General features: G+C 65.1%; 8 protein-coding genes. 3 read left to right on the plus strand and 5 right to left on the minus strand.

Annotated elements, in window-relative coordinates; all coding sequences use genetic code 11:
* Positions 1-10: 10 nt before the first annotated feature.
* A complete protein-coding gene (locus tag ACYOEI_RS12155; protein WP_462849793.1) occupies positions 11-2,686 on the minus strand; it encodes a PSD1 and planctomycete cytochrome C domain-containing protein in 2,676 nt (891 codons plus the stop codon).
* 269 nt (positions 2,687-2,955) lie between these two features.
* On the opposite strand from ACYOEI_RS12155, the gene ACYOEI_RS12160 reads away from it, so the two are divergent.
* Positions 2,956-3,879 carry a CHAD domain-containing protein gene (locus tag ACYOEI_RS12160; protein ID WP_462849794.1) on the plus strand — a complete coding sequence of 308 codons (924 nt, stop codon included), beginning with the start codon at positions 2,956-2,958 and terminating at the stop codon, positions 3,877-3,879.
* Between the two features lie 340 nt (positions 3,880-4,219).
* Here ACYOEI_RS12160 and ACYOEI_RS12165 read toward each other — a convergent pair whose 3' ends face one another.
* The gene (locus ACYOEI_RS12165) at positions 4,220-7,717 is read right to left on the minus strand and encodes an FAD-dependent oxidoreductase (RefSeq protein WP_462849795.1); all 3,498 of its coding nucleotides are present in this window, start codon (positions 7,715-7,717) and stop codon (positions 4,220-4,222) included.
* Between the two features lie 377 nt (positions 7,718-8,094).
* Here ACYOEI_RS12165 and ACYOEI_RS12170 point away from each other — a divergent pair, with 377 nt between their 5' ends.
* Complete coding sequence (locus ACYOEI_RS12170; RefSeq protein ID WP_462849796.1) at positions 8,095-8,601, plus strand: GNAT family N-acetyltransferase; 507 nt, start codon at positions 8,095-8,097, stop codon at positions 8,599-8,601.
* A gap of 242 nt (positions 8,602-8,843) precedes the next feature.
* On the opposite strand, the gene ilvA is transcribed toward ACYOEI_RS12170, so the two are convergent.
* Both ilvA and ACYOEI_RS12180 read right to left on the minus strand, forming a co-directional pair.
* The gene (gene ilvA / locus ACYOEI_RS12175; RefSeq protein WP_462849797.1) at positions 8,844-10,364 is read right to left on the minus strand and encodes a threonine ammonia-lyase, biosynthetic; all 1,521 of its coding nucleotides are present in this window, start codon (positions 10,362-10,364) and stop codon (positions 8,844-8,846) included.
* Positions 10,365-10,464: 100 nt separating this feature from the next.
* Positions 10,465-11,310 carry an alpha/beta fold hydrolase gene (locus ACYOEI_RS12180; RefSeq protein ID WP_462849798.1) on the minus strand — a complete coding sequence of 282 codons (846 nt, stop codon included), beginning with the start codon at positions 11,308-11,310 and terminating at the stop codon, positions 10,465-10,467.
* A 900-nt stretch (positions 11,311-12,210) separates the two neighbouring features.
* Between ACYOEI_RS12180 and ACYOEI_RS12185 the strand changes: the two genes are divergently transcribed.
* Positions 12,211-12,639, plus strand: coding sequence for a hypothetical protein (locus ACYOEI_RS12185; protein ID WP_462849799.1), 429 nt, complete (start codon positions 12,211-12,213; stop codon positions 12,637-12,639).
* 209 nt (positions 12,640-12,848) lie between these two features.
* Here ACYOEI_RS12185 and ACYOEI_RS12190 read toward each other — a convergent pair whose 3' ends face one another.
* Positions 12,849-15,845, minus strand: coding sequence for a PVC-type heme-binding CxxCH protein (locus tag ACYOEI_RS12190; protein ID WP_462849800.1), 2,997 nt, complete (start codon positions 15,843-15,845; stop codon positions 12,849-12,851).
* Between the last annotated feature and the right edge of the window lie 369 nt (positions 15,846-16,214).

Genomic DNA, 16,214 nt, shown 5'->3' on the forward strand with positions numbered 1-16,214 from the left:
GGGCGTGGTCTTATCGAATGGTCACGAAGTCGTTGTGGTTGAAAAGCACGTGGACGAGGTCTTCTCGGGCACGTTGGGCGGGCGCGGAGGACGGCTTGACCGTGGCCGCCTGTCCTGACGTGAACCGGGTCAGTTTCGTCGCGTCGGCGAGCCTACGCGACTGCTCGGCCAGGTAGCCTTCGCACGCGTTTCGCTCGTCGGATGTCGGGGACCGGCCGAGGATCCGTTCGAAGGCCAGAGTGACGAACGAGGCGTTCGACGTCGGTGTCGGCTCGGTGCCGAGCGGCTTTCCCAACTCCGACGCGAGGATCCGCGCTTGTTCTCTCGACACCTGACTGTTCGCGAGGGCGAGGGCCTGTTGCGGCACGACGCTCTCGGTCCGTCGATAACAGGACGTGGCGTTGGCCGAGTCGAATAGCCTGAGGAACAAGACACGCTTCTCTTTCGCATGTCGGAAGTAAAGGCTCCGGCGCCTTGACGTCAGCCCGTCCTTCGTGTCGATGTCGGGGCCCCCGATGGTTGGATCCAAGGTACCGGCGGCGGCGAGGAGGTTGTCTCGCACGACCTCGGCCTCCATCCGCCTCGGATTCATCCGCCAGAGGTAGCGGTTCTCGGGGTCTTTGGCGAGGTTCTCGGTCGACCCGTCGGCCGACGACCGGAGTCGGTAGGCCCGACTGGTCACGATCAGGCGGTGGATCGCCTTCATACTCCATCCCCGGTCCATGAACTCGACCGCGAGCCAGTCGAGCAAGGCGGGATGGGTCGGGCCTTTGCCGTTGAGGCCGAAGTCGAAGACGGTCGGGACCAAAGGCGTTCCGAAATGGCGCATCCAGAGGTGGTTGATCGCCACCCTGGCCGTGAGCGGATTGTCCCGGGAGGCGACCCAGCGAGCCAAGGCGAGGCGTCTGCCCGTACTCGAGGTTGGGTAGATCGTCCCGACCGGCGAATAGCTTGTCGCATCCTTCGCGAGTGCGTCGCGCGCCGATTCGAGGGTTTTGCGTGCCTCTTCACGAGCCTGCTCGGCGGCCGAGACCTTCGCTTGCGAATCCGACGTGCCGGGCTTAATTGCATCGACGGCCTGGCAGGCCTTGATCCAAGCGATGTCGGCGTTCGTGACGGCGATCCGCCGTTCGGCCCGGGCGGCGGCGGAGGCGAGCCGGTCGGCGTCGGGTCGCGGTGAGGTGGCATACTTCGCGTCGTCGGCCGCGAACTTGAGGTCGAGGGCCTTTCGAGCCTCGGTGGCCAGCTCGAGATCCTTCTTCGCCAGGAGCTCGACGGCCTCGGCTTTTGTCCGAGACTCGCCGGCCGCGGCGGAGACTCGGGTGCGGGTCGCGGTTTCGAGCGCGGTCCGCTTGGCGTCGACGTCGGCCTGGGCCTTCGCGATCGTTGTGCCCCTGACGACGTCATTCAGGGCCGGGTAATACTCGCGAGGGGGGAGGCTGACGGTGCTGATCAGCAACTCGCCGGGAGACAGTGCTCGAGGTAGACCGGGCCCGAGCGGTCGGGCCTTGTCGGGTTGGCTCTCGTCGCCGCGCCTGAAGAGATAAGTGGGGGTCGTCGGTTCGGAGTCGACGACCCGCACGAGGCCGTCCTTGGCCGGATCGGCCGGGCTCGGGAGCGGGTCGGTGCGGACCTGGTGCGGTTCGAAGAAGGCGCGGAACTTATAATAATCGTCTTGTGCGATCGGGTCGTACTTGTGGTCGTGGCACCGGGCACAGTTCAGGGTGATCCCGAGGAACGCCTTGCCGGTGTGCTCCACGGTCGAGTCGAGCCAGACGTTGCGGTTGAACTTGTACCAGTTCCGGGCGAGGAAGCCGGTGGCGCGAAGGCTTGCCGGATCGTCCGGGGCGGCCTCGTCCGCGGCGAGCATCGCCACCAGCATCCGGTCGTACCCGTCGTCGCGGTTCAGGGACTCGACGATCCAATCCCGCCAGCGCCAGATATGCGGCTGGCTCTCGCGGACCTCTGTCCCGAAGCCGTCCCAATCGCTGTAGCGCCAGACGTCCATCCAGTGCCGCCCCCAGCGCTCGCCGTAGCCGGGGCTGGCGAGGAGCCGGTCGACGAGGCGTTCGTAAGCATCCCCCGAGGTGTCTGCCAGGAACTCCCGCCGTTCCTCGGGCGAAGGAGCGAGGCCGGTCAGGTCGAGGTAGACGCGACGGACGAGCGTCTCCTTATCGGCGACGGGCATGGGATGCAGCGCGTGGACCTCGTGCTCGGCCGCGAGGAATGCGTCGATCGGGTTTTGGGCCCAGGCCGGATCTCGGACGGTCGGGATGCCGGGTCGTTTCGGGGGTTGGAACGACCAGTGTTGCCTGGGGTCGGGGGGCTCAAGCTCATCCGTTGGGGCTTCGGCCCCTTGCGAGATCCAGGACTCGAGCTGCGCGAGCTCGGCGGCGGAAAGGGATTCGCCCTCGCCTTCGGGCGGCATTTTCAGGTCGTCCGTGCCTTTGACGGCATCGACGAGGAGACTCTCCGTCGGCCGTCCCGCTTCGACCGCGGGGCCGCTGTCTCCACCCTTCAGGATGGCGGCGGCGGTGTCGAGCCTCAGTCCCGCCTTGCGAGTCAGTGCCCCGTGGCAGCTCGTGCAATGCTTGGCGAGCACCGGTTTGACGTCGCGCGAGTAGTCCGCGGCGGTCACGGTGGCGGGGATGGCCAGCAGGAGCACCGGCAGTCGTCCTGTCTTCATTCTCGTCCCCGAAGGCTGGGGGGCCGCACTTCGACCGTGGAGGCGACGTTGAAGACTCGTTCAACAAGTCGTCCTGGATCGTAACCGAAGTCTGATGGTTGAGCAAGCGAACCGCCCTTGACTTCGGTCTTGAGAACGTTCCTTCGCTTGCGTCTCTCGAGAAACTCGGCTATCGTCGGATCGTGGACAGTTGGACCCGTGTGGGGGTAATCCTTCACGCGCCGACACAAGCATCGAGTTTCGAATCTCGCAGAGGAGCGGAAAGTCACGTGACGAGCAACGGGAGGGCGATGGTCGAACTCGAGGTGCCGGAGATCCATCCCGGCGACCCCGCGTCGTTGGCGATCCAGGCCGCGTTGGGACGTGGCGTGCATCGTATGAAGGCGACCGACGCGTCCGCCCGTCGCGGCGAGATTTCCGGCGTTCATCGCTTGAGGACGTCGACGCGAAGGCTCCGGAGCGAACTGAGGCTCTTCCGCGACCTGCTCGAGGCCGAGTGGGCCGGTCCGATCGAGGCCGAGCTCAAATGGCTCGCGGGCCTGCTCGGGGCCGTGCGAGACCTCGACGTGTTGCAGGAGCGCTTCGAAGCGGCCTCGGCACCATTCCGGGACGCGCTACAACCCATGTTCGACACCCTCGCCGTCCGCCACACGCTGGCGTCGGGGGCCCTGCACGAAGCGCTGGACGGCGATCGATACTCCCGTCTTCTGGAACATCTCGAGCAGAGCGCCGAGCACCCGGTGTTTCGAGACGGTGCGGACGCTCCCTGCCGGTCGGCACTGCCACCGCTCGTCGCCGAGACCTGGAAGGCGTTGCGCGGTCGGGCCCGAGGCCTCGACGAGACCCAGCCCGACGAAGCCTTTCACGAAGTGCGTAAGCGAGCCAAACGAGCCCGCTACGCCGCCGAGTCGGTCGCCGACGCCCTTGATGAGCCCGAGGCGAAAGAGGCGAAGCATTTCGCCAAGCTCGCGACCGCCGTCCAGGACGTCCTCGGCGAACACCAGGACGCCGCCGTCTCGGCGCTGGTCATCGAGCGGATCGTGGCCGAACACCCGTCCGATGGCCCCTTCGCCTTCGCCGCGGGCCGTCTCCTCGAGCGACAAGTCGTCGCGGCCGAGCAGTCGCGAAACGAGTTTTTCGGCGTCTGGACCCGGCTCGATCGCAAGAAGATCCGCCGCTGGTTCCACTCTTAACGCGAGTGAATGGCGTCGGTGCCGCTACGGTCACTAGACCGACGCATCGAGCGCAACGACCGGTGACAATGTGTATTGCGTAGCACCGGTTGGCACAACCGGTGTCGCGCGGCGACAAGAGGTCGTAGGCAAGCGATCGAGATCGAAGGTCCTCGCCAGACGAGGACTTGCGCCTCGCCCACGCTCGCGCTCGCCCAATGGTTTCATCGACCGCGTTGCCATGGGATCGATGTCATGGGCGGTATGCCGCTTGCGGCTGCGGGACACCGGTTGTTCCAACCGGTGCCACCCTTGATCCGCCTTTTCCCGAACCAATTTTGCCCCTGGAGCTTATGCCGTCTTAGACGCGGAGCTCGAGCCGACGGAGGCACTCGTCGATCCAGAGCTTCGTCAGCTTCTCCTGGACGCCGTTCTGCGAGAGCCGGCTCCGAAGGTTGTCGAAGCCGACGTGGTCGAGCGGTTGGTCCTGGTTGAAGCAGGAGAAGACGACCGTTTCCTTGCCGGTGGCCGGATCCCGGTGCGACTGGAGGCACTGGGCACAGATCTCCTTCATCATGCACTGCATCGGCGAGTTGATGCTGCCGATGGCATGGTGATCGGGGTTGAGGTATTCGCGGAGCACCGTGTGCCTGGCCTGCTGGACCCCGCGCATCATGCCGTCGGAGCCGATGGCGACGATGCGGTCGGCCTGGTTCAGGGGGATGTCGACTTCCCCGAGGTCGCCCCGAGCATAAGCAACCATCGCCTGGACGATGTTTCCGACGAACGCGCGGTCCTGGACTCGGCCTGGGGTGAAGCCGGGCGCATCGTCCGAGCACCAGGTCACGACGTCGGCGGCCTTCTCGATCTCGTCGACCTTGTAGCGGTCGATCATCTTCTTGTAGCCGGCGAAGTAGATCACGCGGGAGCCGACCGCGCGGAGCTGCTGCCCGATTGAGAAGAGTACGGCGTTGCCGAGGCCGCCGCCGACGAGCAGCACGGTCTCCTGGCTCGGTGTCTCGGTCGGGGTCCCCGTCGGGCCCATCAGGCTGACGGGCTCGCCGGGCTTGAGCAGGGCACAGAGGTCCGAGGATCCCCCCATCTCGAGGACGATCATCGAAAGCAGGCCCTTCTCGTGGTCGACCGAGGCGCCCGTGAGGGCGAGCCCTTCCATCGCCATGGTCGTCCCGCGGGCCTTCATGGCCAGGGCCTCGAAGTTCTGGAGCCGGTAGAACTGGCCCGGCTGGAACGCCCTCGCCGCGATCGGGGCGCGGACGACGACCTCGACAATCGTCGGGGTCAAGCGGACGACCTCGTGGACGACCGCACGCAGCTCATCGTTGAGTTTGTGGACGAGCTGGACGTCGGTCACGTCCGAGGCGCTCGCTCGGGCAAGGGTCCGGGAGACCACCGGATATCCCTGCTTGGCACTCCCCATCGCCTTGACGACGTTCCCGGCGAACGACGGGTGGAGGTCGCCGAAGAAGCTGATCGCCTTGCCGTCGGGTCGGAGCGACATCAGCACGCGGACGACGTTCGGCTTCGAGACCTTCTCGGGCTTTGCCGGCTGGCCTTCCTCGTCGAGGGCCTGGAAGTACCGGCCGTCGACCCGGGCGTTGTGCTCGTCCTCGCGGGCCAGCACCGTGTTCGGTTGGGTGCCCGCGGCGATGAGGATCGTCCGGGCCGGGAGGATGACCGGCTCGCCGGTCGAGGAAAGCTTCCCGGTCGCCTCGTCGACCTTCTGCTTCTCAAGCCGCAGCGCCTTCGCCGCGCCGAAGGCGTCGATCTCGACCTCCTCGGGGACGAGGCATTCCGCGAAGCGGATCCCTTCCTCGAGGGCCTTGGTGATCTCCTCGTGATTGAGCGTATAGCTCGGGGCGTCGATCAGTCGGCGGCGATAGGCGACCGTCACCCCGCCCCAGGCGTTCATGAGATCGATCAGGCGAGGCGGACGACCTTGCTTTGCCGCCTCGGCCCGCTCGGTGCGAATCGCCCGGGCGTGCGTGAGGAACTCCTCGGCCACCCCCGCCTCTTCGGGCGTCCAACGCTCCTGGACGTAGGACTCGCCCCGGCCCTCGACGAGTTCCTCGTAGCGCTCGAGGAACTTCTCGACCTGCACCACGTAGTAGGCGAGCGACTCGGTCGCCGTATCGATGGCCGTGAGGCCTCCGCCGATGACGACGATCGGCATGCGGACCTGCAAATTCGCCAGCGACTCGGTCTTCGCCGCCCCCGTGAGCTGCAAAGCCATGAGGAAGTCGGACGCCTGGCGGACACCCCGGGCCAGCCCGTTCTTCATCGGGATGACCGTGGGCCGGCCCGCCCCCATGCAGAGGGCGATGTGGTCGAAGCCCATGTCGAAGGCGCTATCGACGGTCAACGTGCCGCCGAATCGGACGCCGCCGAACATGGTGAACTCGCCCCGGCGCTCGAGCAGGAGCCGGATCACCTTGAGGAAGTTCTTGTTCCAGCGGACCGTGATTCCGTACTCGGCAACCCCGCCGAACCCGGCCATGACCCGCGAGTCGAGCCGTTCGTAGATATCCGAGATGTCGCGTAGCGGCCGGAACGGCTCTCGCTCCCCATACGCATTGACGCCCGAGACGCGTGCGTCGAGCGGCTCGATCTTCAGGCCGTCGACCGCGACGACGGTATGCCCGTCGTTCATGAGGTGGTGGGCGAGCGTGAACCCGGCCGGCCCGAGGCCGACGACCAGAACCTTCTTCCCCGTCGCCGCCTTGGGATACGGACGCGAGAAGTTCAGCGGGTTCCAGCGCGTCAGGAGGCTGTAGATCTCGAACCCCCAGGGGAGCTCGAGCACGTCCTTGAGCGACCGGGTCTCCGCCTGCGGGATGTCGACCGGGGTCTGTTTCTGATAAATGCAAGACTTCATGCAGTCGTTGCAGATACGGTGTCCGGTGCCGGCGGCCATCGGGTTGTCGACGGTGATGATGGCGAGGGCCCCGATCGGGTTTCCCTGCCCCTTCACCTCGTGCATCTCGGAGATCTTCTCCTCGAGCGGGCAGCCCGCGAGGGTGATGCCGAAGACGCTCGACTTGTACGCGCCGGTCTTTTCGCGGAGGCCGGTCGAGCAGCTATCCTTGCCCTGGTTGTGGCACTTGATGCAGTAGTTCGCCTGGTCGAGTGCGCCCGCGAGGTCGGTGCCCGCGTCCGTCAGGTGGAACCCTTCGCGGTGCCGCAGGTGGCCCTCGCCGAGGGTCATCTGATCGGTCCCGTGGATCTGGGTGACCTCGATCGGGACCAGGTGATTCATGTCGAGCTTGGCGGGGAGCCGGAAGACGACGCCGGCGTGGTACTTCGCCTTTCCTTCCGGGGAGAGGACCGCCCAGGCGGCATAGTCGGCCGCCAGTTGGATCTGGGGGCGATGATCGTCCTCGTCCTCGAGCCAATGCGCGACGTGCGAGGCGTAGCTCATCTCGGTGAGCGGGCCGTTCATGAACGTCTCGAGCTCGGCCGTGAGCGAGTTCGCGTCGAGCTCCTGGACCTGCTCGGCGGTCCGCCCGACGACTCGTCTCTGGACGAACTTGCGCTTCACCGAAAAGAGAGGTGCGAGCGCCGTGTGCTCGTTCTGGAGCGCCTCGAGCGCCTCCTCGATCCCGAACAATTCGGCGATGAAGTCTTCAAGGTGGGGAGCCAGCGCGACGATCAGCTCGGAGGCAGGCTTGCGAGCCAGCGACGCCGGGTTCTCGCGAGCCGTCAGGAGTCCGGCGTGCAAATCCGGTGCGGCCTCGAGCAGGCGTCCGAGGAAGGCCGAGTCGATCGCGACCAGGCCGTCCCGTTTGTAAAGATCCTCGAACGCAAGTCCGAACCGGAGGGAGAGCTTGGGGCTGGTGTGCATGAGAGCGGTAGGATGCGAGGTAATGTCGAAGGTCGTGGATCGAGGTTTCGACGGAGGCGGCCCACGCTCGGTGAAGTCCCATCAAAGGCCGAACTTGCCGACGAGGCAAAGTCAGGACCCCACCCGCGACCTCTTAGTTTACCCTCCAGAGCCGTTCCCTGCCATCCGCTCGATTTCCGGCCCCGTCCCGGACGACTCGTCTCGACGGACGGGGCCAATCATCGGGCGAGGTCCGTCCCCTGGCACGGGGAAGAGGTCGAATGCGAGGATATCATGGCTGGCTCACTCCGAGACCATCGGTAGGTCCGGTCATCGGCCTCCTCTCCACCCCCTTCTCATGGATCCCTCTGACGTGTCGGGAGGATAACTCTGTGGACATGCTCGTCCGAAACGCCACCGAGGCCGATCTCACGGTCATCGTGGATATTTACAACCAGTCCATCCCCGCCGGCTGGTCCACGGCCGATACCCGGCCGATCGCCGTGGCCGACCGAGTCGAATGGTTCCGCAAGTTCGACCCCGCGAGGCGACCGATCTGGGTGGCCGAAGTCGAGGGCTCGGTCGTCGCCGTGTCCTATCTGTCGTCGTTCTATGGCGATCGCCCGGCGTATGACGCCACGGCCGAGGTCAGCCTCTACATCGCCGCGTCCCACCAGCGTCAGGGCATCGGCCGACGGTTCAAACAATGGGTGATTGAGCAGTGCCCCCGACTCGGAGTCACCACGCTGCTGAGCATGCACTTCGACCACAACGAGGCGACTCGACGGATCAACGACAGTCTGGGATTCCACCCGATGGGCCATCTGACCGAGGTCGCGGTGGTGCAGGGTCAAAAGCGAGGGTTGGTCATCTCCGCCCTGCGCATCCCTTCGACGAGCGCCTAAAACGATCCGAGGCATTTTGCCGGAGAACTTGAGACTCCTCGAGGGAGTCCACCGAGTCCTCTCCGGTCGACTCGGTGAGAGACTCACCACAAAGGCACAAAGTCACAAAGTCACAATGATTTCTTAGAAGCGGCCCCAGAGGGTTCCGCTCTCTCGGGATCCTCTCCTTTGTGTCCTCGTGTCTTTGTGGTGAAGAAATCCTCCGGTGAGGGTGCGATGGAGATCGGCGAGAGAGATTCGGCTCATCGAAGGAAGAGGCGATACACGGGATTCTCGGACTCGTCCACGCACGGATAGGCCAGCGTCTCGAGAAATGCCCGGAAGTCCGCATCCTCGTCGGGCGGGACCTGGATGCCTACCAGGATGCGCCCATAATCCGCGCCCTGGTTGCGATAGTGGAACAGGCTGATGTTCCAGCCCGGGTGCATGCTGGAAAGGAATCGCATCAGCGCGCCCGGCCGCTCCGGAAACTGGAAGCGATAGAGCCGCTCGTCGCGCGCGAGTTGGCTCCGGCCGCCGACCATGTACCGGATATGCTCCTTCGAGAGTTCGTCGCCGACCAGGTTCACCGCGGCGAAACGGTGCTTGGCGAAGGACGCGAGGATGTCCGAGGCTTCGACGCGGTTGCTCGTGGCCACGCCGAAGAACACATGGGCCTCCCTCTCGTCGGAGATGCGATAGCTGAACTCGGTGACGTTCCGGTCGCCGATGATCTCGCAGAGGTGCTTAAAGCTCCCCCGCTCCTCGGGGATCGTCACCGCGAACAGGGCCTCCCGCTCCTCGCCGACCTCGGCACGCTCGGCGACGAAGCGGAGTCGGTCGAAGTTCATGTTCGCCCCGCAGGTGATCGCCACCAGCGATTGGTCCCTCGGCCCAGTCGCCGCGACGTACTGCTTCATCGCCGCGACGCCCATCGCCCCGGCCGGTTCAAGGACGCTCCGGGTATCCTCGAAGACGTCCTTGATCGCGGCGCACACCGCGTCGGTGTCGACGACGATGAAATCATCGACGAGCGCCCGAGTCAGGCGGAACGTCTCCTCCCCCACCTGCTTGACCGCCGTCCCGTCGGAGAACAGGCCGACATCCTCGAGCGTGATGCGTTCCCCGGCCCTCACGGAGCGGAACATCGCGTCCGAGTCGGCCATCTGGACCCCGATGACCTTGATCTCCGGCCGCACGGCCTTGATGTACGCCCCGACGCCGGAGATGAGCCCTCCACCTCCGATGGCGACGAACACGGCGTGGATCGGCCGCTGGTGCTGGCGCAAGATCTCCATGCCGACGGTCCCTTGCCCGGCGATCACGTCCGGGTCGTCGAACGGATGCACGAAGGTGTATCCGTGCCGTTCCTGCAATTCCCGAGCGTGGAGATAGGCGTCCGTGTAGCTGTCGCCGTGAAGGACCACCTCGCCCCCGAGCAGGCGCACGGCATCGGACTTCAACCTGGGGGTCGTCAGTGGCATGACAATCACGGCGCGGCAGCCGAGGCGGCCGGCGCTGAGCGCGACGCCCTGTGCGTGGTTCCCCGCCGACGCGCAGATCACCCCGTATCCCAGTTCTTCGGGAGAGAGGCGACACATCTTGTTGTACGCGCCACGAAGCTTGAAGCTAAAGACCGGCTGAGTATCCTCACGCTTGAGCCACGCCCGATTCCCAAGTCGGTTTGAAAGCTTTTCCGCAAGCTCCAGAGGGGATTCCACCGCGACATCGTAGACGCGGGCGGTGAGAATCCTCTGGAGGTAGTCGAGCCGCCAATCTTCCATGTGATGCCTTATCTTCCGAGAGAAGGGAGGCGGAAGACCATCCGCAGATGACACAGATTGACGCAGATCAATCTGAAAATCCCCAATGCTTTTATCTGCGTCAATCTGCGCCATCCGTGGATAAATTTGTCTTCGTCGGTCCGTGTTCCATCTCAGCCGCTGAGAAGTGTTCTCGCAAGAGGTGATTGACCATGTGAGCGTGGGTGATCGGCAAACCATGCGATGCGTCCTCAACCTCGACGTATCGCGAACCGGCCAGCCCGGCGTGCAGCGCCCTCCCCGACTTCGGCGGTGCAATCGGGTCATGGGCGGCGGTTACGACCAAAGCCGGGATCCCGGCGAGCTCCGCCATTCGATCGGACAGGTCCACCGCACGCATGGCCCGCAACTGGGCGGTGGCCACCGGCGGCTGATCGGCGAGGTCGTGGCCGAACAACTCCGCCAACTTGACAGGGTCGGCCGTCGCGCCGGGCGGGAGCACCAGTCTGAGGAACCCGCGGCGGCGCATCGAACGGCTGCCAACCCGCGCCCGGAGTCCGAGCCAGGCCATCCTTGGAGTGAGGGGTGCGGCCGTCCGCCTGCCGGTGAAGGTACAAAGGAGTGCCAGGCTTCGCACCCGGTCTCGAGCGCCCAAGGCCATCTGAATCGCGACCAGTCCGCCAAGTGAGTGCCCGACGACATGGGCCGCCGAAATCCCCTCGGCGTCGAGCACCGCCACCGCGTCGTCGGCCATTCCGGCGACGGTGACCTCGTCCCCGACCGGCTGGCTGCGGCCCATCCCGCGGTTGTCGAACCAAAGGCAGGAGTACCCAGCCGCCAGCTCGTCGGTCTGCGGGCGCCAGCCGGCACCCTGGACGCCCACGCCCTGGATGAACAGCACGGCCGGGCCGCTCCCCCCGACCGAGTACGCGATGCGACAGCCCTTGTGCTCGACTACGCGTTCCATCACGACGCCCTCCACCAGCGAAAGCGATGCTCCTGGCGGTCCCCCTCGACGTCACGATGAGCCGGTATGTTCCACCGTAGCCCAGGGGGACCAATTCTGCCTCGATCGCCGACTTTGATCAACCACTCATCCCGGGACGGCGTGATGAGGCCCGGCCGTCCGCGAAAGTTCGCGTCCAGCCGGGCCTCGGCTGCTCGATCCTCGGACTCCCGATTCCGGAGAATCGACACATTAAGACTTTTATGTATTCGATTGAACGTGACTTCAATTGTGTGGCGAGGCACTGCGACGCGGTCTCGTCGATGGCGTTCATTGATACCCGAAGCGAGATCTCCCGGAGTCGGACTTGGCCCTGTCGGGATATTTTCGGGATTTCCCCCTCCCCCCACGAGCTCGAGATAAATCTCAGACAGTCGAGGGGGCCGAGTCAGTCTCGCAGGGGTGTTTCCGGCGAGAGGATATGTTCGAGGGTGGACCCGATTTCAAATGACGATTGTCCCAACCCAAAGAATCGGCTAAGAGTCTGGGTCGAGGCTCAGCAAAGGGAACTCAACTCGCTAGCCCAAGGGCGGCGGAATGTCAGCCGGGATTCTTCCTCGAACTCGATGTCCCGTGTCGGACTCGGCGTCGGTCCATTTGGATTGCTCGCCATAACCCTCGATCTCTATAGTTTAAAGGAAGGTGAGCGAATCCGGGAGGGAATGTCGCGAGGAGGCGAACCAATGCCGACACCCCAGGAACTTGCACGCACAGCCGAGCAATTTGATGAAGAGGAATGGTTTCAATTCCTCGAGGAATTAGACAACGTCTCCCGTCGGCGCCGGAAGCAGACGCCGGCAGAATCGCTGCCAACCCCTTCGGAACGCGATGGGATGGCGATTTGGATCTCAAGGAAACATCTTGCTGCTGACAGTGGCATCCGAAAGGTTTTATACCTTAAGGAAGGCGCGCCGCCCAATGAAATCCGACTTTTGGAAGTGTTGGAGAACCGGACCGAACCCGACAACACACCGCGCAATTGTCCGATTCCTGCGCAGCATATCCACCAACTCTAATGCCCAGCAACACCTCGGCTATGCTGGAAAGAACGATGCTTGGGCATCAAGGATTCGCTCAAGCATCCCGTTTGCCGAAAGAATCGAGGATTTAGCGCCGGCACTCGCTCAAGAAAGGATGAATCCCGAATATCCTTGGCCTCGGGCTAATCCGCAGGATGCACCCGCCGAAGAAGCGTTTGAGATCTGGAGTGAATTGAAAGAGACATCAAAAGGGCGACAGTTCATCGAGTTTCTCAGAACCCTGTTAAATCAGGCTGATGCCTATCTCTGAGTATCCTGCCTCAAGCATTTCGAGTCGCGAGCCCTTGTCGCTACGCAACCCCGGTCGTTCCAATTGGTGCCACCCGCGATCGTAGCCGTGTGCCACGGAGTTCCGAAGATGGGAATCGTAAGAAGACCGCACAATCCGGAAACGAGTGTGGCCTCCCACAGGGGAGGCCATACTCGTCTCATTTTTGGCCGACTTCTTACAGGCAACGATCAACGACTTGCGGGAGGGGCGGTGGGATTGGCCGCCGGCTGGAGCGAGCGGAGGTAGCCGATCAGGTCGGCGAGGGCCTGGGGCTCCATGCCTTGCTCGAGGCCTTCGGGCATGAGTGAGATGCCCGACGAGGCGATCTCTTCGATCTGGCCTCGGGAGATGATGTCGGTGGCGCCTTCGGCCCGCTTCAGGGTGACGGCTCCCGAGGTCTCCTCGGCGATGAGGCCGGAGAGGGTGCGGCCGTCTTTGGTGACGACGATGTAGTTGAGGTAGTTCGAGGCGACTTCCTTGTTGGGGTCGAGGATGTGGATGACGAGGTCGTCGGGGGATCGGCTGGCGACGGTGGCGAGGTCGGGGCCGACTTGGGTGCCCTGGCCTTCGGCGCGGTGGCAGGTGGCGCAGACCTTGAGGTAGACCGCTTTGCCCTTTTCGGGTGAGCCTGTCAGCGCGAGGGATTTGCGGCCCTGGGCGAGGATGGCGTCGCGGTTCGGCCGCGAATCGGTGGCGAGGAGCTTGGTCGCACGCGCGCGGAGCGCCTGGTCGGGACTGGCGAGGAGGATCTTGCGGCGGGCGGGGTCGAGCTCGCTCGCGGTGACGGTCCTGGCTTCGACGGCGCTGAGCAAGGCCTCGATTCGGTCGGGACGGCCGAACAGGACCTCGGCCGCCTCGCGGCGGACGATGGGGCTCATGGCCTTCCAACGTTCGACGATGGCGGGGCCGACGCGGGTGTCGTTGAGGGATCCCAGGGCCTGGATGGCGGCCACCTGGATCGTCGAGGGTTCCTGGGCATCGAGTCGGCCGGGGAGGGCCTTGAAGGCGTCGTCGACGGGGCCGAGGGCCAGGAGTCGAATCGCGTCGAGGCGAGCGGAGGGCTCGGCCTCGGTGGACTCGGCCACCTGGACGGCTTTGGTGAAGAGGGGTGCCACGCGGGTGGCGATCGGGCCTCCCATGGCCTCGGTGAGCGAGCCGCCGGAGCGGCGGAGGCCCTGGCCGAGGCCGAGGATGACCGTCAGGGCGCGGCTCGGGTCGGTCTCGTCGACGGTGAAGCGCTCGAGGAGCTTGCGGGTCTCGGCGGGCTTGTTCTCGGTGCCGACCATAGTCGCCAGCTCGCCGAGCCAGCTTCGGCCGTCGGGGGTTGCGAAGAAGCCGCGGCGAGCGGCGAGGGCATCGATCATAGAGCCGACTCGACCTCCGATTGAGCTCAGGACGGCGGAGCGGGTCCAGGGATCGCCCGAGTCTCGGGCGGCGATGCCCGCGAGGGCCTCGATCGCCTTCGAGTCGGCGAGGTTGCCCAGGGAGAGTGCGGTCTGGAATCGGACCATCGGGTCGGGGTCGTTCGACAGGTTAAGCAGGGCGTCGCGGAGTTCGGGGTTCCCCGGGCGTCGGGTGGCTGCCAGCTTCGCCCCCTGTTCGCGGACCCTCGCTTCGGGGTCCTTGATGGCGGCGGTGATCAGGTCGTCGTCGAGACCTCCGAGGACGTCGAGCGTCCAGAGGGCATGCGCCCGGCCGAGCGCCGAGGGGCGTTCGACGGCCAGGGTTTTGAGGAGCGGGAGGGCGTTGGCGTCTTCGCGTTCGATGAGGAGACGCTGGGCCGTCTCGCGCCACCAGGAGTCGGGGTCGTCGAGGAGCTTGACGAGCTCGGCCGTGGGGGCCTTGCTGAGCGCCGGGCGGGGACGTCGACGGAAGCCATCGGAGACGACTTCGTACAGCCGGCCTCGGTCCTTGCCGCTGGTCAGGTCGAGGTGTTTCTTGATCGGTTCGGGGATCGAGGCGGGGTGCTCGATCGTCTCGCGGTACATGTCGAGGATCAGGATGGTGCCGTTCGGCGTGTTCGCGAAGTTGACCGGGCGAAACCAATTGTCGGTCGAGGCGAGGAACTCCACGCCCGCGTCGGCCCGCTTGGAGAGGAAGGTCGCGCCGTTCTCGGTCAAGGTCTTGCGATGGACCAGGTTACCGCCCACGTCGCCGATGAAGGCGTTGCCGCGATACTCGGGGGGATAGGCGGTGCCTCGGTAGATCGTCACGCCGGTCGCCGAGGTGAAGAAGCCAAAGGCGTGCAGCTCGGAGGGGATCGCCTTCTTCACGAAGGCGGGGTCGGCCACGCGTTGTCGGGTTCGGACCACGCGCCAGGGTTCGGGCTGGCTGATCCGGAAGACGGGGCCGGCGCCTCCTTCGACGGCGATGTCGGCGGTGACTCCCGGGACCGTCAGCGCGGGATTTCGATCGACGTCGCTCGCGGACAGGACCACCTGGCGGATGTGGTTGCTGTTGCTGCAGACGAACCGGTGGCCCCAGTCGTCGACGGTGTGGCCGAACTGGCCGCCGCCCGAGATGGCCTCGAACGCGGAGCCGTTGGGCTTGAAGCGGAAGTCACGCCCCCGGACCGAGACGGGCGCGACGGTGGGACGCTTGTGGTCCTTGATGTCGCCGCCGTTGGTGCCGGCCGAGCCGTAGATCCAGCCGTCGGTCCCCCAGAGGAGGCCGTTGAGGAGCCCCTGGACGTTCTGGATCCCGAACCCGGAGTAACGCGTCTCCTTGATGTCGGCCCTGCCGTCGCCGTCGGTGTCCTTGGCGTAGAGGATCTCGGGAACGGACGCGATGAAGACGCCGCCGTCGTAGGGGACGATGCCGGTGGGCCACTCCAGGCCGGTCACGAATTCGTTGCGTTTGTCGAAGACGCCGTCGCCGTCGGTGTCCTCGAGCAGGCTCACCCCGCCGGTCGGTTTGGGCTCGTTGTAGGGATATCCCCGCATCTCGACGACGTAGAGCCGGCCGTCGGCGTCGTAGCAGGCCGCCACGGGGCTGTGGACGGTCGGCTCGGAGCCGATCCGGTCAAGCGTGAAGCCGGGGTGGATCTTGAACGTCGCGGTCGCGTCCGCCGCCTCCGTGGCCTTGAGCCGGGGAAGTTCGTTGGACAGGTCGGGCTCGTCGGCACTGCCGATCGATATGCCGGCCGCGAGGATCACGGAGGGAAGCAGGAAATGGGGGAGTTTCATGCGGGAGATTCCTGGAAGGCCGGGGAGGGTTCGAGCAGGTTGGCAGGCGGCTTGCTGGGCTCGCACCCCCTCGAGAATAACGCGGGGGAACGCCCGTGTAACCCGTCTGGTGCCGGTCCTCCCCGAGAGGCCAGGAGAGGTCCGTAGTCCGACGAGGTCGTCTGTGCGGAGTTTAATCGGATTCAAATAGAAGAGATCTCATTGATGAAATTAAGAGCATGCATGTGATCATTCGCCGTGGCCTTGTTTCCGTGCCGCAACACGACGCCATCGGGACTTCCCGGGGGAGTGGGAACCTCGAACCAGATACATTGGCAAACGTTCGGGGCTTCGTCTAAGATATTTTCGCGATTGGGAAAGTCCCCGCGG

The organism is Singulisphaera rosea, assembly GCF_054877945.1.

Excerpts from the sequence above, each read along its gene's own strand:
- ilvA (WP_462849797.1), bottom strand. The coding sequence starts at position 10,364 with ATGGAAGATTGGCGGCTCGACTACCTCCAGAGGATTCTCACCGCCCGC.
- ACYOEI_RS12170 (WP_462849796.1), top strand. The coding sequence starts at position 8,095 with ATGCTCGTCCGAAACGCCACCGAGGCCGATCTCACGGTCATCGTGGAT.
- ACYOEI_RS12165 (WP_462849795.1), bottom strand. The coding sequence starts at position 7,717 with ATGCACACCAGCCCCAAGCTCTCCCTCCGGTTCGGACTTGCGTTCGAG.
- ACYOEI_RS12155 (WP_462849793.1), bottom strand. The coding sequence starts at position 2,686 with ATGAAGACAGGACGACTGCCGGTGCTCCTGCTGGCCATCCCCGCCACC.
- ACYOEI_RS12190 (WP_462849800.1), bottom strand. The coding sequence starts at position 15,845 with ATGAAACTCCCCCATTTCCTGCTTCCCTCCGTGATCCTCGCGGCCGGC.
- ACYOEI_RS12180 (WP_462849798.1), bottom strand. The coding sequence starts at position 11,310 with ATGGAACGCGTAGTCGAGCACAAGGGCTGTCGCATCGCGTACTCGGTC.